This window comes from Undibacterium sp. Di24W, from assembly GCF_049340325.1.
Classification (GTDB): domain Bacteria; phylum Pseudomonadota; class Gammaproteobacteria; order Burkholderiales; family Burkholderiaceae_D; genus Undibacterium.
The window spans coordinates 13,815-28,981 of record NZ_JBMPOP010000004.1; the positions used below are offsets into that span (position 1 = coordinate 13,815).

12 protein-coding genes are annotated in these 15,167 nt (G+C 45.7%); 8 read left to right on the forward strand and 4 right to left on the reverse strand.

All coding sequences use genetic code 11. From position 1 onward, the window contains the following. Positions 1 to 127 precede the first annotated feature (127 nt). The 4 genes from acnA to ACO0KZ_RS09275 all read right to left on the reverse strand — a co-directional run bounded on the left by acnA (position 128) and on the right by ACO0KZ_RS09275 (position 5,616). Positions 128 to 2,863 (reverse strand): aconitate hydratase AcnA, encoded by a 2,736-nt coding sequence (gene acnA, locus ACO0KZ_RS09260; protein WP_422994888.1) that lies wholly within the window; start codon positions 2,861 to 2,863, stop codon positions 128 to 130. Between the two features lie 111 nt (positions 2,864 to 2,974). Continuing rightward, the gene (locus ACO0KZ_RS09265; RefSeq protein ID WP_422994889.1) at positions 2,975 to 3,475 is read right to left on the reverse strand and encodes a hypothetical protein; all 501 of its coding nucleotides are present in this window, start codon (positions 3,473 to 3,475) and stop codon (positions 2,975 to 2,977) included. 53 nt (positions 3,476 to 3,528) lie between these two features. Further along, positions 3,529 to 4,506 carry an HpcH/HpaI aldolase/citrate lyase family protein gene (locus ACO0KZ_RS09270; protein WP_422995288.1) on the reverse strand — a complete coding sequence of 326 codons (978 nt, stop codon included), beginning with the start codon at positions 4,504 to 4,506 and terminating at the stop codon, positions 3,529 to 3,531. Positions 4,507 to 4,626: 120 nt separating this feature from the next. Beyond that, positions 4,627 to 5,616: a malate dehydrogenase gene (locus ACO0KZ_RS09275; RefSeq protein WP_422994890.1), complete on the reverse strand. Its 990-nt coding sequence runs from the start codon at positions 5,614 to 5,616 to the stop codon at positions 4,627 to 4,629. Between the two features lie 376 nt (positions 5,617 to 5,992). Here ACO0KZ_RS09275 and ACO0KZ_RS09280 point away from each other — a divergent pair, with 376 nt between their 5' ends. From ACO0KZ_RS09280 to ACO0KZ_RS09315, 8 genes are all read left to right on the forward strand, one after another. Further along, positions 5,993 to 6,769, forward strand: coding sequence for a GntR family transcriptional regulator (locus ACO0KZ_RS09280; RefSeq protein ID WP_422995289.1), 777 nt, complete (start codon positions 5,993 to 5,995; stop codon positions 6,767 to 6,769). Between the two features lie 157 nt (positions 6,770 to 6,926). After that, positions 6,927 to 7,334 carry a succinate dehydrogenase, cytochrome b556 subunit gene (sdhC, locus tag ACO0KZ_RS09285; protein WP_422994891.1) on the forward strand — a complete coding sequence of 136 codons (408 nt, stop codon included), beginning with the start codon at positions 6,927 to 6,929 and terminating at the stop codon, positions 7,332 to 7,334. Then, positions 7,335 to 7,703, forward strand: a complete 369-nt coding sequence (sdhD, locus tag ACO0KZ_RS09290) for a succinate dehydrogenase, hydrophobic membrane anchor protein (RefSeq protein WP_422994892.1) — start codon at positions 7,335 to 7,337, stop codon at positions 7,701 to 7,703. 2 nt (positions 7,704 to 7,705) lie between these two features. Then, on the forward strand, positions 7,706 to 9,481 hold the full coding sequence (sdhA, locus tag ACO0KZ_RS09295) for a succinate dehydrogenase flavoprotein subunit (RefSeq protein WP_422994893.1): 1,776 nt from the start codon (positions 7,706 to 7,708) through the stop codon (positions 9,479 to 9,481). Between the two features lie 10 nt (positions 9,482 to 9,491). Next, positions 9,492 to 10,202 (forward strand): succinate dehydrogenase iron-sulfur subunit, encoded by a 711-nt coding sequence (locus tag ACO0KZ_RS09300; RefSeq protein ID WP_314863830.1) that lies wholly within the window; start codon positions 9,492 to 9,494, stop codon positions 10,200 to 10,202. A gap of 96 nt (positions 10,203 to 10,298) precedes the next feature. Then, entirely contained in the window at positions 10,299 to 10,568 is a 270-nt protein-coding gene (locus ACO0KZ_RS09305) for a succinate dehydrogenase assembly factor 2 (protein WP_422995290.1), read from the forward strand. 73 nt (positions 10,569 to 10,641) lie between these two features. Then, the gene (gene gltA / locus ACO0KZ_RS09310) at positions 10,642 to 11,946 is read left to right on the forward strand and encodes a citrate synthase (protein ID WP_422994894.1); all 1,305 of its coding nucleotides are present in this window, start codon (positions 10,642 to 10,644) and stop codon (positions 11,944 to 11,946) included. A 330-nt stretch (positions 11,947 to 12,276) separates the two neighbouring features. Continuing rightward, a complete protein-coding gene (locus ACO0KZ_RS09315; protein ID WP_422994895.1) occupies positions 12,277 to 15,132 on the forward strand; it encodes a 2-oxoglutarate dehydrogenase E1 component in 2,856 nt (951 codons plus the stop codon). Positions 15,133 to 15,167 lie beyond the last annotated feature (35 nt).

Genomic DNA, 15,167 nt, shown 5'->3' on the forward strand with positions numbered 1-15,167 from the left:
CTCCTGTCTTAGCAGGTTTTACCCATCTTAGAATTTTTTATTTTGATCATTCTTTGTTACATGCGGATAAACAAAAAAGGGACGAAACCCAAAAGCTTCATCCCTTTTTTTAGTAATACATTACTAATTACGCAGCCAACAATTGACGCAATACGAATGGCAAAATACCGCCGTGTTTGTAGTAGTCAACTTCGATCGGTGTATCAATGCGCAACAGAACCTTAACGTCTTGTGAACTACCATCAGCACGATTGATCACCAAAGTCACTTCTTGTTGTGGTTTGATGTCGTTCTCGATACCTTTCAAGTCGAATGATTCATTGCCTGTGATGCCCAGAGAATCAACACCGTCGGTGCCAATGAATTGCAATGGTAATACGCCCATGCCAACTAAGTTAGAGCGATGGATACGTTCAAAAGACTTAGCAATAACGGCTTTTACGCCCAATAACTGCGTGCCTTTTGCAGCCCAGTCACGGGAAGAGCCTGTGCCGTATTCTTCTCCGCCGAAAATCATGGTTGGCGTACCTTCAGCAACATATTTCATTGCCGCATCGTAGATTGCCATTGGCTCGCCAGTTGGTTGGAACAATGTTTCGCCGCCTTCAACTCGAGAACCATCTTCCTTCGCTGGGATCATCAAGTTTTTGATACGAACGTTAGCAAATGTGCCGCGCATCATGATTTCGTGGTTACCGCGGCGTGAACCGTAAGAGTTGAAATCGGCTTTTAATACACCGTTTTCTTTCAACCATTTACCAGCAGGGCTAGATTCCTTAATCGAGCCAGCAGGGGAGATGTGATCGGTTGTGATGGAGTCACCGAATACGCCCAGAGCACGTGCACCAGTGATGCCTGTTGCTGCTGCTTTTGGTTCCATCGTAAAGTCAGCGAAGAACGGTGGTTCTGCGATGTAAGTGGAGCTTGGCCAGTCGTAAACTTGACCTTCCGCTACGCCTTTGATGTCTTCCCACAACTTGCCTGGTGCGCCCTTAACGTCTGCGTAGTTCTCTTTGAATGTTTTGGAATTCATCGCGAATTTCATCAACTTGTTGATTTCTGCACTGGTTGGCCAGATATCGCCCAAGAAGATGTCTTTGCCTTTGACGCGACCAACAGGTTCTGTCATCAAATCTTTAGTCATGTTGCCAGCGATAGCATAAGCAACTACCAACGGAGGAGAAGCTAAGAAGTTCGAGCGAATATTCGGATGAATACGTGCTTCAAAGTTGCGGTTGCCAGACAAAATGGCGGCGGCAACGATGTCGTTTGCGACGATGGCTTCGTTCATTGCAGGTGTCAAATCACCGGCATTCCCGATACAGGTTGTACAACCGTAGGCTGTTACGCCAAAACCGAGTTTTTCCAAATATGGCAACAGTCCAGCTGCTTCCAGGTACTTAGTCACAACACGGGAACCTGGCGCTAAAGAAGTTTTGATGTGTGGAGAGACTTTTAAGCCAGCTTCAACCGCTTTCTTTGCCAACAAACCTGCGGCCAACAAAACGCTAGGGTTGGATGTGTTAGTGCAAGAAGTAATCGCAGCGATCAAGATGTCGCCATTTTTTACTTTGACGCCATCTGTATTGGTGTAAACCGCAGTCAGATCTTCAGCTTTTTTGTTGAAGCCACTTTCGGAAGTTGGTTTGCTGAACAAATCAGCGAAAGTAGACTTGACGTTGCCGATTTCAATACGATCTTGAGGACGTTTTGGACCAGCCAAAGACGGAGCAACCGTTGACAAATCTAATGCCAATTCTGTCGTGTAATCGATATCGCCTTTTTTCGGAATACCGAACATTTTTTGTGCTTTGAAATAGCCTTCAAATGCGTCGATTTCTGCTTTAGTTCGGCCTGTGCCTTTGAAGTAATCGATGGTCGCTTCATCAACAGGGAAGAAGCCCATCGTTGCGCCGTATTCTGGCGCCATGTTAGCGATCGTTGCACGGTCAGTCAGGGATAAAGTGCGCGTACCTTCGCCGAAGAATTCTACAAACTTGCCTACAACTTTGGCTTTACGTAGCATTTCTGTGATCGTCAAAACCAGATCCGTTGCAGTACAACCTTCGCGCAATGCGCCCGTCAAATTGACACCGACAACGTCTGGCGTCAAGAAGTAAACTGGTTGACCGAGCATGCCAGCTTCCGCTTCGATACCACCCACGCCCCAGCCAACTACGCCGATACCGTTAATCATGGTTGTGTGGGAATCTGTGCCGACCAAAGTATCCGGATAGTAGACATCGTTTTTCTTTGCATCTGATGCTTTGTGTACGCCGCGTGCCAGGTACTCAAGATTGACTTGATGCACGATACCAAAACCTGGAGGTACCACGCCGAACGTATCAAAGGCTTGCATGCCCCATTTCATGAACTGATAACGCTCGTTATTGCGTTGGAATTCCAATTTCATGTTCAGATCAAGCGCTTTCTTTTCGCGGAAATGATCGATTTGCACGGAGTGATCGACGACCAAATCAACCGGAACTAATGGCTCGATATTCTTTGGATTTTTGCCTTGTTTTGCGGCGACGTTGCGCATCGCAGCCAAGTCAGCCAACAAAGGAACACCTGTAAAATCCTGTAACACCACGCGAGAAACGACGAATGGAATTTCGTCTGTGCGGGCCGCAGTAGCACCCCAGTTTGCCAATTGTTTGACATGTTCCTCAGTCACTTTTTTGCCGTCGCAGTTACGCAAAACGGATTCCAACACGATACGGATAGAAATCGGCAGACGAGATACTTTCACGCCCAGATTTTTTTCCAGTGCTGGCAAAGAAAAGAACTTACCTTTCTTGGTGTCAGTGATTTTGAAATCTTTCAGCGTCTTAAACGCATCTTGATAGTTAGCTTGGCTCATGGCTGTTCCTTATATTCGATGATGAACAATGAAGTGAGATGATACAGATTTAAAACTTGAAACTTGAAACTTGAAACTAATAACTTGATTAATGAAAAAATGTTGATGCTTCTATTTAACCTGCGTTTCTGTGACACCTAAGCTAGCGACTTTAGTGCTCTTGCATTCATTTGCTAATTGATGACCGCGATGTGAATCAAGCAGCATGCCTTTGGCTGGAATGTCTATCCATACCAAGCCGACTTTTTGATTTTCAAAACGATGTGCCCCAGTAGACGTTTCTACGCGGGTTAATTTGTATAGGCGGTTTCTCCAGCGCATCGCCAAGCTTTGATTATCTTCAGGATGGGCATACATCACCAAAGAGTTACCTAGTTCACATTTGTATTCCGTGTCGGCGCTCGACGCAATACTTGGTTCGGGCTCCGTCACGTCAGTCGCAGCATTTTTGCTATCTGCTTTGGCGATTTTTGTAGATTTTATTTTGTTAGTTTTTTTGACCGTATTTGGGGTCTGGCTATCGGCTGCGGTAGCGGATATCGATAAGGCGGTTGCGCATATGGCCATAAGTAATGTTGCCAATGTTTGCTGCAGTAGTGGTGATGATTTCATGATATCCCTTTAGTAATTCAAAAATACGATTAATGTGGTAGCAAGCTTACTGCTTAGATCAAGTATTGTGCACCTTCGGGCAAGTTGACGCCACTCATACTTGCTTTCTTCAAGACTGTCCAGTAATAGCGATAGCTCGCTCTGTCATGCAAGCGACCATGCATTTCTATTGGACCCCATTGATTTTCTTGTGCGGTACTTAAAATTGCAACTGCCTCATTAATTTCCGCACTACGTGGCGCCATAGCCTTAATAATTGGCTTAATTTGACTTGGATGTATGCTCCACATTCTGGTGTAAGCGAATTCCTGACTGGCTCTTGTTGCATCGCTGAGCGTTACAGAGGGATCTTTGAAATCAGTAGTCACATTGTGCGAAGGAACTTTACCGTGCAAATGGCAAGCAGCTGCAATTTCCAATTTTGCGCGCATGACCATTGGGTGTGAAAATTGCGCTGGAGCACGCATTGCACTCGCTGGAATGGCGCCCCAATGGGAAGACACGAAATCCATAATTCCAAAAGACAGACATTCAACTTGAGGAATTGCCGCCAACGACTGCGCATTCGTTAGCGCACTTTGGGTCTCAACTAAGAGATGTATTGGAATGCCTTGGCGATTGTGGATTTGGGATAATTGGTTAATGATGCTAATGGCGATGTTGACTTCATTCACCGTATTCACTTTTGGAAGAACGATGTAAGCCAATTTTTTACAGGCTTCGCTAGAGCTTAGGAGTTGTTGTAGATCCTGCTGAAAAGCTGGGTGATCGGGATGATGAACGCGCACCCCAATGCGATTGAATTGATTGCTGTCAGACGCAATAATCTGCGTCAACATTTGTATATGCGCCAATTCACTCCCGACTGCCGCGCCATCTTCGCAATCGAAGGTAATATCAAACACTGGTCCGAGTTCATTTTGCAGGCTCATAGACTTGAGCATCAATTTTTCTGAGCCAGCGTAGTGATCGCATACTGGTAAGAAAATTGGCGCTGCCTGGTCTTGGAATAATGCCTGAGATGGATGCATCGGCGCTGATGTCATTGAAAAATCGTGTAGTAAATCTGATCGTAAAACTTAACACTTAAATTTTAGTGAAAGCGTAAACGACTGGGCTTGCCCTTGCAGGCAAGCCCAGTCTTAGGTCAATTAGCCGACCAAGTGTTTGACGCCATCACGCTCTTCTTGTAATTCTTTGAGAGTGACATTAATGCGCTCACGTGAGAATTCATCGATTTCCAAACCTTGAACAATCGTGTATTCACCGTTCTCTGTTGTTACTGGGAAGCCAAACATCGTACCTTCTGGAATGCCATAGGAACCATCAGATGGAATACCCATGGTTGTCCATTTACCGTTGGTGCCGAGTACCCAGTCACGTACGTGGTCAATCGCCGCGTTTGCTGCTGAAGCTGCTGAAGACAAGCCGCGTGCTTCGATGATCGCCGCGCCGCGTTTACCGACTGTTGGCAAGAATACGTCTTTATTCCATTCTTGATCATTGATCATGTCTTTGACAGAAGCGCCTGCCACTGTCGCGAAACGATAATCAGCGTACATAGTCGGAGAGTGGTTACCCCAAACACATAATTTTTCAATATCTGCAACTGCTTTACCTGTTTTTGCCGCCACTTGGGACAAGGCACGGTTGTGATCCAAGCGCAACATAGCAGTAAAGTTTTTAGATGGCAGGCTTGGTGCTGATTTCATTGCGATGTAAGCATTGGTGTTAGCTGGATTACCAACGACCAATACTTTGACATTGCGTGAAGCAACTGCATCTAATGCTTTACCTTGAACGGTGAAAATTTGTGCGTTGGCTTCAAGCAAATCTTTACGTTCCATGCCTGGGCCACGTGGGCGTGCACCAACCAATAAGGCGACGTCAATGTCTTTGAATGCAGTCATTGGGTCGCTATGTGCAGACATACCAGCCAACAATGGGAACGCGCAATCGTCGATCTCCATCATGACGCCTTTCAGCGCTTTTTGTGCTTTTTCATCAGGGATTTCTAATAATTGCAAAATCACTGGTTGGTCTTTGCCCAGCATGTCGCCGTTAGCGATTCTAAACAAGAGGGAATAGCCGATTTGGCCAGCTGCGCCAGTAACAGCAACGCGCATAGGGGATTTAGACATGGTATTTCTCCGCAGTGGTGTAAAAATAATATTGTAATGCTTTAAATCAAGAATTAGATTGAAACGTCTTTTGGATTGTCTATAACGTCAAAATCGAATGTATTGAAATGAGCGGCTGAAATGATAACGCTGAATGGCACCCGTAGGCGATTGAATTTCTTATTGTCCTGTTTGTTTCGCCAAAAAAATGTCAATTATCGTCATCGAGATTGCGCTACATCATGTTAATGCGTGGAAGTTTATTGCGCACCTTGGTTTGTGTCAATGGATATCTTATGTCTTATATAAGACATGATAAGTTTTTTACTTTTCTCTAGACTTTGTGACTGCTTTTGTGGTGAAATTGCGAACTATGAATCCTATGGTGTCACCAATTATGCAGTCTAATGAGTCGAAAAATGTGTCATCTTCCGATGCGGATTCGTATTCTTCTGCAGCACCGACCTTTAGCCCTTTGTATCAACAGATTAAAGGTTTGATTACACAGAGTCTACAATCTGGCGAATGGAAGCCGGGTGAATTAATTCCGAGTGAAATCGAGCTAGCCGGGCGTTTTAAGGTCAGCCAAGGAACGGTGCGCAAAGCAATTGATGAGCTGTCCGCTGAAAATTTAGTGGTGCGCAGGCAGGGAAAGGGGACATTCGTCGCAACTCATCACGAGGCTCGCTCGCAATTTCGCTTCTTGCGGCTTGTCCCTGATAGTGGCGAACGCGCTTATCCAGAAAATAGAATTATCGAAGTCAAGCGTCTGCGTGCCCCCGCAGAGGTGGCTCGCTTGTTGGAAATGAAGGCGGGCGAATCTGTCGTTTTTTTAAAGCGTGTACAATCTTTCGCTGGTGTGCCAACGATTTTAGAAGAGTTATGGTTGCCGGGTTCTATTTTTAAAGGCTTAACGATAGAGCGCTTGAATGAATATAAAGGGCCTATGTACGCGCTATTTGAATCGGAATTTGGCACCCATATGATTCGTGCTCAGGAAGAAATTCGTGCCGTATGTGCAACCGAGGAGGCAGCGGGTTTATTGCAAGTTGTAGTGGGTATGCCATTGCTGAGTGTTGAACGAATTTCGTTCACATATGGTGATAGGGCAGTCGAGTTGCGACGTGGTTTGTACTTAACGAATGCGCATCATTACAGGAATGAATTGAGTTGAACCGCATGCTTTGGGCGGATTGAACCAGATTATTTGCTTAATTCTTGATCAAATTGAAGAATAATTCTCAGAAAACCGTCAAATCAGTTGGTGCAATGCATCAAAATAGGCGAAAATTATAACGTTGTAGTGCTGAGTCATTTTGGGGAGTTTATTTATGTCTGAAGTAGTTAAAAATAAAAAGCGTTTTGGTGTGATGCGCTTAACCGATGCACTCGGTTATCGATTGCCACTCGCTGGTTTTGTATCGATTTTGCATCGTGCCAGTGGAATATTGATGTTTGGATTATTGCCGTTTGTTCTCTATTTATTGGAGCAGAGTTTGCAATCGGAAGTGTCGTTCGCGATGTTGCACATTTTTGCATCTTCGATTTTTGTAAAATTGGTTTTGTTGGCATTGGTATGGGCATATTTGCACCATTTCACTGCGGGCATTCGCCATTTACTCATGGACTTTCACTACGGTCTCGATAAGGATTCTGGCCGCCGTTCGGCGGTTGCTGTTCTGTCGATTAGCTTGAGTTTGACCGGCTTGATTGCGTTGAAATTATTTGGAGTGTTTTAAATGGCGAACAATAATATTGGCCCAAAACGATTGGTAGTCGGCGCAGGCTACGGTATGCGTGATTGGTTGGCGCAACGCGCTACCGCAATTTTGATGGCTATCTATACCGTTGTGATTTTGGTTCTGTTTTTGACGGGTACGCGTTTTACCTATGAGTCATGGGTAGGTGTATTTTCAGCGCAGTGGTTCAAGTTGTTGACCTTCACGGTTATCGTCGCGTTGTTGTATCACGCTTGGGTTGGTGTGCGTGATATTTGGATGGACTATGTGACACATTCCGTTGTGTTGCGTTTGATTTTACAGGTCGGCACTATCGTGTGGCTGATCGCTTGTGCTGGCTATGCCGCACAGATTTTGTGGAGAGTGTAACCGTGGCTGCAATTAAATCTGCAATCCCTTCCCGTCGCTTTGATGCGGTAATCGTCGGTGCCGGTGGATCCGGTATGCGCGCATCTTTACAGTTGGCAGAAGCTGGCCTGAATGTGGCAGTTTTGTCGAAAGTGTTTCCAACACGTTCCCACACCGTCGCAGCGCAAGGTGGTATCGGTGCGTCACTCGGCAATATGTCCGAAGATAATTGGTTCTGGCATATGTTCGACACCGTTAAAGGTGGCGACTATCTTGGTGATCAAGATGCGATCGAATTTATGTGTCGTGAAGCGCCGAAAGTCGTGTACGAATTAGAACATTTCGGTATGCCATTTGATCGTAATGCGGATGGCACGATTTATCAGCGTCCATTTGGTGGTCATACTGCGAACTTCGGTGAGAAGCCAGTGCAGCGCGCATGCGCAGCAGCTGATCGTACAGGTCACGCACTGTTGCACACACTGTACCAACGAAATGTACGCGCTCGCACCCATTTCTTCGTTGAATGGATGGCGATTGATTTGATTCGTGATGCTTCAGGCGATGTTTTGGGTGTGGTTGCGCTCGAAATGGAAACTGGCGAAGTTATGATGTTAGAAGCCAAGACAACCATGTTTGCAACGGGCGGTGCGGGTCGTATTTTCGCGGCTTCAACCAATGCATTTATCAATACTGGTGACGGTATGGGTATGGCGGCACGCGCTGGTTTGCCGTTGCAAGATATGGAATTCTGGCAGTTCCATCCAACTGGTGTGGCTGGTGCAGGTGTTTTGATTACTGAGGGTGTACGCGGTGAAGGCGGTATTTTGGTGAATAGCCTAGGTGAGCGCTTCATGGAGCGTTATGCTCCTACATTGAAAGATTTGGCACCTCGTGACTTTGTTTCTCGTTCTATGGATCAGGAAATTAAAGAGGGTCGTGGCTGTGGTCCAAACAAAGATCATGTGATGCTCGATTTGCGTCACATTGGTGCGGATACCATTCAAAAACGTTTGCCGTCGATTCTTGAAATTGGTCACAAATTTGCCAACGTCGATGCAACTAAAGAGCCTATTCCTGTCGTTCCAACGATTCATTACCAAATGGGCGGTATTCCTACGAATATTCACGGCCAAGTTGTCACAACTAAGAATGGCGTGAATGAAGTGGTGAATGGTTTGTACGCGATTGGCGAATGTGCATGCGTTTCCGTGCATGGTGCGAATCGTTTGGGTACTAACTCCTTGTTAGATTTGATCGTATTCGGTCGTGCGGCTGGCAATCATGTTGTTGCAAGTAATTTAAAATCACGCAGCAATAAAGATCTACCAAAAGATGCAGCAGATCTGGCTATGTCGCGTTTAGCTAAACTGGAAAATAGTACGGGCACTGAAAAAGTTCAAGACGTTGCGAATGCAATTCGTAGCACAATGCAGCAATATTGTGGCGTGTTCCGTACTGATGACTTGTTGCAAACTGGTCTGGGTAAGATTATGGAATTGGATGAACGTCGTAAGCACGTTTCTTTCAAAGACAAGTCAAAAGTATTTAATACCGCACGGGTTGAAGCATTGGAATTGGATAACTTGATCGAGACAGCGAAAGCGACGATTACTTCCGCGAATGCACGTAAAGAATCTCGTGGTGCGCATGCACATCGCGACTACGAGAAACGTGATGATGAAAACTGGATGAAGCACACTTTGTGGTATTCAGAGGGCAATCGCTTAGATTACAAACCAGTTGTAACTAAGCCGCTCACGGTGGAAACCTTCCAACCTAAAGCACGTACATTCTAAAGAGATCAATATGGCACGTACATTAAAATTTAAAATCTATCGCTACGATCCGGACAAGGATGCGAAGCCTTATATGCAAGACTTGACAGTTGAATTGCAAGACACAGACAAAATGTTGCTCGATGCTTTGCAACGCATCAAAGCAGACGTTGATGATTCGTTGGCTCTGCGTCGTTCTTGTCGTGAAGGTGTGTGCGGCTCTGACGCGATGAATATCAACGGTAAGAACGGCTTGGCTTGTACTACCAATTTGAACGAGTTGACTGAGCCTATCGTATTGCGCCCGTTGCCAGGATTGCCAGTGATTCGCGATTTGATCGTCGATATGACTCAATTCTTTAAACAATACAATTCGATCAAGCCTTACCTGATCAATGACAGTATCCCGCCCGAAAAAGAACGTCTGCAGTCTCCAACTGAGCGTGAAGAATTAGACGGCCTGTATGAATGTATTTTGTGCGCATGCTGCTCTACTTCATGTCCTTCATTCTGGTGGAATCCGGATAAATTCGTCGGGCCAGCTGGCTTGTTGCAAGCTTATCGTTTTATCGCTGATTCACGCGATGAGGCGACGGGTGCGCGTTTGGATAATCTGGAAGATCCGTACCGTTTATTCCGCTGCCATACGATTATGAACTGCGTTGACGTTTGCCCTAAAGGTCTCAATCCTACCCGTGCAATAGGTAAGATTAAAGAGCTCATGGTTAGACGTGCTGTTTAAATTGTCTGATTAAGTTAGCTAGATTTTTGTGCCGGGGTTCTGAGTTGTGTCCTGAATCCCGGACTTTAAAGAAATGGAAAAATCATGTCAGGTGTTATGTCTGGCTTGCACCAAAGTGATCCAGTAAATCGAGCGAGGCTACGCTGGCGTGCTCGTCGCGGCTTATTGGAAAATGATTTGATACTCACGCGTTTCTTGGATGCGCATGAGGAAACTCTATCGGATGAAGAAGTCGACGCATTTAGTCGATTGATGGATATCTCTGATAATGAATTAATGGATTTGTTGATGGGGAAAACCGAGCCTGAGGATCAGCTCGATTTGCCTCAAGTCAAAACGCTATTGACGCGTTTGCGTTTGGCATAAGTTTTTTGCACTTTTTGATCGCATTTTTTTGCGCATTTTTCACTAACGACTCACCTGCAACGAAGGAAGAGCCATGACTAACTCTGAAACAAAAGCAACGCTATCATTTTCCGATGGCTCCCCATCCATCGAGATGCCAATCTACAAGGGCTCTATTGGCCCTGACGTGATTGATATTCGTAAGTTGTATGGCGCGACGGGTAAATTTACTTATGATCCAGGTTTTATGTCGACTGCGGCATGTAACTCGTCTATTACCTACATCGATGGTGATAAAGGTGAGTTGTTATATCGCGGATACCCGATTGAGCAATTGGCTCAAAATGGTGGTGATTTCCTCGAATCTTGCTATCTGTTGTTGAATGGCGAATTGCCAAACGCCGAACAGAAAGAAAAGTTCGTTGAAACAGTGACTAAGCACACCATGGTGCACGAACAGATGCAATTTTTCTTCCGCGGCTTCCGTCGTGATGCGCATCCTATGTCCGTGTTGGTTGGTACTGTAGGTGCTTTGGCATCTTTCTACCATGACTCATTGGACATCAATGATGCGCATCATCGTGAAGTTTCTGCGATTCGTTTGATCGCCAAGATGCCTACCCTAGTGGCGATGGCCTACAAATACTCAATCGGTCAACCGTTTGTGTATCCGCGCAATGACTTGTCATACAGTGCGAACTTCATGTACATGATGTTCTCGAATCCATGTGAGCCATACAAAGTCAATGAAGTTTTAGTGCGTGCTTTGGATCGTATTTTGGTTTTGCATGCAGATCACGAGCAAAATGCTTCTACATCGACAGTACGTTTGGCGGGCTCTTCCGGTGCCAATCCATTCGCTTGTATCGCTGCAGGTATTGCTTGCTTGTGGGGTCCTGCTCATGGCGGTGCAAATGAAGCGGCTTTGAGTATGCTTGAAGAAATTGGCTCAGTAGATAACATTGCTCATTTCATTGAACAAGTAAAAGACAAAAATTCTGGCGTGAAGTTGATGGGTTTTGGTCATCGTGTTTATAAAAACTATGACCCACGTGCCAAGTTGATGCGTGAAACTTGCTATGAAGTTTTGAATGAACTTGGTTTGCAAGATGATCCATTGTTTAAATTGGCAATGGCGTTGGAAAAGATTGCTTTGGAAGATGAGTACTTCGTGTCTCGTAAATTGTATCCAAACGTCGATTTCTACTCTGGTATCGTACAGCGTGCATTGGGCATTCCAACTGCATTGTTTACTGGTATCTTCGCCTTGGCGCGCACAGTAGGCTGGGTCGCTCAGTGGAAGGAAATGATTTCTGATCCTGAACAAAAAATTGGACGCCCACGTCAATTGTTTGTTGGCTCACCAAAGCGTGACGTGCCAGCAATGGATAAGCGTTAATCTAAGCTGCAAATGTAAAGTGCTAATCAGAAGCGATAATATTAAAAATTTAATTAATTAGATATACTTTATAAAAGCGAGTAGAAATTACTCGCTTTTTTTATGGCGAAATATGTTATTCTCGCGGTTGATGTTGAAAGTCAATATTCCTCCTGCTTTATTTGAAGTGGTATTTGGTTTTTCCTGCCGAGTCAAAGTTTAGGTTGAAAATAGAATTTCGAATGAGTCCTTCCCCACAACTTGATGTGCAATCCGCTAACCGGTCAGGCCGTGTCGCGGAAGGTTAGATTAACCCGCTAATCTCGCGAAGCGCGAAGAAAGGTGAGCAATATGATGCAACAATATAACGCTAACTCGTATCTGTTCGGCGGCAATGCGCCGTATGTTGAAGAACTATATGAAGCGTATCTAAATAATCCTGGCTCGGTGCCAGATAATTGGCGTGCGTATTTCGACGCCATGCAACACGTTCCTGCCGTTGATGGTTCTACCAAGCCTGACGTCGCACATGCGCCAGTCATCGCATCGTTTGCCGAACGCGCAAAACAAGGCCCTATTCGTACCGTGAGTGCAGCTGGTGATGCTGAAATGGGACGCAAACGCGTCGCAGCTCAGCAATTGATCGCTGCTTACCGTTTCTTAGGCAGTCGCTGGGCAAATCTGGATCCGTTGCAACGTCAAGAGCGTCCACCGTTGCCAGAGTTAGAACCAAGTTTTTATGGTTTTACTGATGCAGACATGGACACGCAGTTCAATATCAGTAACACCTATTTTGGAGCAGAGACCGCGTCATTACGCGACTTGCTCAATTCTTTGCGAGATACTTACTGCCGTTCTATAGGCGCTGAGTTCATGTATATCGGCGATCCTGCTGAAAAGCGCTGGATGCAAGAAAAACTCGAATCTATTCGTTCTACACCAAACTTCACTGCAGAGAAGAAAAAACACATTCTCGATCGTTTGACAGCAGCAGAAGGCTTGGAGCGTTACTTACATACGCGTTATGTCGGTCAAAAACGCTTCTCACTCGAAGGCGGCGAGAGCTTCATTGCTTCGATTGACGAGACGATTCAACGCGCCGGTGAACGCGGTGTGGAAGAAATCGTTATCGGTATGGCGCATCGCGGTCGTTTGAACGTGTTGGTCAATACCCTGGGCAAAATGCCACAAGATTTGTTCGCTGAATTTGAGGGGAAACACGGCGATGATTTGCCAGCAGGTGACGTTAAATATCACCAAGGCTTTTCATCGGATGTTTCAACGCCTGGCGGTCCGGTTCATTTGTCCTTAGCATTTAATCCATCTCACTTGGAAATTGTTAATCCCGTGGTCGAAGGCTCTGTCAAAGCACGTATGGAACGTCGCGGTGATAAGGATGGCGCGCAAGTTTTGCCTATTTTGGTGCACGGCGATGCCGCATTCGCAGGTCAAGGCGTTGTAATGGAAACCTTGAATCTGGCGCAAACTCGCGGCTATGGCACAGGCGGTACAGTACATATCGTCATCAATAACCAAATTGGTTTCACGACTTCTGATCCACGTGACGCGCGTTCAACCCTGTATTGCTCAGACGTCGTCAAGATGATCGAAGCACCAGTTTTGCATGTCAATGCAGACGATCCTGAAGCGGTGGTTTTGGCAACGCAAATTGCTCTCGACTATCGTATGATTTTCAAGAAAGACGTTGTCGTCGACATTATCTGCTACCGTAAATTGGGTCATAATGAACAAGACACGCCAGCATTGACGCAGCCATTGATGTACAAAAAAATCGCACAACATCCAGGTACTCGTAAGATGTACGCGGATAAGTTGGCGGCACAAGGTACGATCGCTGCCGAAGCTGGGGATGACATGGTGAAAGCCTTCCGCGATGCGATGGATGCCGGTAAGCATACTGTTGATCCTGTTATTTCGAATTTCAAAAACAAGTTTGCCGTTGACTGGATTCCATTCCTGAACAAGAAGTGGACTGATGCGGCTGATACAGCCGTTCCAACGACTGAATTGAAACGTCTAGCTGAACGTATCACGACCATTCCTGCGGATTTCAAACCACATAGTTTAGTGGAAAAAGTCTTAGGTGACCGCGCTGCGATGGGCCGTGGTGAAATGAATCTGGACTGGGGTATGGGCGAACATTTAGCTTTCGCTTCTCTTGTGTCTTCTGGCTATGCGATCCGCTTGACAGGACAAGATGCTGGTCGTGGCACTTTCGTTCATCGTCATGCTGTATTGCATGATCAAAAACGTGAGCGTTGGGATGCAGGTACGTATATTCCTTTGCAAAATATCTCAGACAAACAAGCGCCATTCACAGTGATTGATTCTGTCTTGTCAGAAGAAGCGGTATTGGCGTTTGAATACGGTTACTCTAGTGCCGAACCAAATACTTTGACGATCTGGGAAGCACAATTCGGCGACTTCGCGAATGGTGCACAGGTTGTTATCGATCAATTCATTAGCTCAGGCGAAGTGAAATGGGGTCGTGCTTGTGGCCTAGTAATGATGCTGCCACACGGCTACGAAGGTCAGGGGCCAGAGCATTCTTCTGCTCGTCCAGAACGCTTCTTGCAATTGTGTGCGGATAATAATATGCAGGTAGTCCAGCCAACGACGGCATCACAGATCTTCCATTTGTTACGCCGTCAAATGATCCGTCAGTTCCGCAAACCTTTGGTCATCATGACACCAAAATCTTTGCTGCGTAATAAAGATGCTGGCTCACCATTATCTGAATTGGCAAAAGGTAGTTTCCACACAGTGATCGGTGAAGTGGACGAATCTATCGATCCGAAGAAAGTGAAACGTGTAGTCGCTTGCTCTGGCAAGGTTTACTATGATCTGGTCAATGCCCGTAAAGAACGCGGTCAGTCTGATACAGCGATCATTCGTGTTGAACAACTCTACCCATTCCCACACAAGAGTTTTGTGGCGGAATTGAAAAAATTCCCGAATATGGTGGAATTGGTTTGGACACAAGATGAGCCGCAAAACCAAGGTCCATGGTTCCAGATTCAACACAATATCTTTGAAAGTTTGGATGAAGGTCAGAAGCTCGCTTATGCAGGTCGACCTGCTAGTGCATCGCCTGCTGTCGGTTACTACGACAAGCACTATGCACAACAAAAAGCATTGCTTGATGCAGCCTTTTCGAAACTTAAAGGCTATATTCTGACTAAATAATCTTAAGTGGTGCCGCTAATAAAAACGAAAGTGCG

Coding starts and splice junctions, on each gene's coding strand:
- ACO0KZ_RS09280 (WP_422995289.1), top strand. CDS start 5,993: ATGCAGTCTAATGAGTCGAAAAATGTGTCATCTTCCGATGCGGATTCG.
- gltA (WP_422994894.1), top strand. CDS start 10,642: ATGACTAACTCTGAAACAAAAGCAACGCTATCATTTTCCGATGGCTCC.
- ACO0KZ_RS09305 (WP_422995290.1), top strand. CDS start 10,299: ATGTCTGGCTTGCACCAAAGTGATCCAGTAAATCGAGCGAGGCTACGC.
- ACO0KZ_RS09265 (WP_422994889.1), bottom strand. CDS start 3,475: ATGAAATCATCACCACTACTGCAGCAAACATTGGCAACATTACTTATG.
- ACO0KZ_RS09275 (WP_422994890.1), bottom strand. CDS start 5,616: ATGTCTAAATCCCCTATGCGCGTTGCTGTTACTGGCGCAGCTGGCCAA.
- sdhD (WP_422994892.1), top strand. CDS start 7,335: ATGGCGAACAATAATATTGGCCCAAAACGATTGGTAGTCGGCGCAGGC.
- acnA (WP_422994888.1), bottom strand. CDS start 2,863: ATGAGCCAAGCTAACTATCAAGATGCGTTTAAGACGCTGAAAGATTTC.
- ACO0KZ_RS09315 (WP_422994895.1), top strand. CDS start 12,277: ATGATGCAACAATATAACGCTAACTCGTATCTGTTCGGCGGCAATGCG.
- ACO0KZ_RS09270 (WP_422995288.1), bottom strand. CDS start 4,506: ATGCATCCATCTCAGGCATTATTCCAAGACCAGGCAGCGCCAATTTTC.
- ACO0KZ_RS09300 (WP_314863830.1), top strand. CDS start 9,492: ATGGCACGTACATTAAAATTTAAAATCTATCGCTACGATCCGGACAAG.
- sdhC (WP_422994891.1), top strand. CDS start 6,927: ATGTCTGAAGTAGTTAAAAATAAAAAGCGTTTTGGTGTGATGCGCTTA.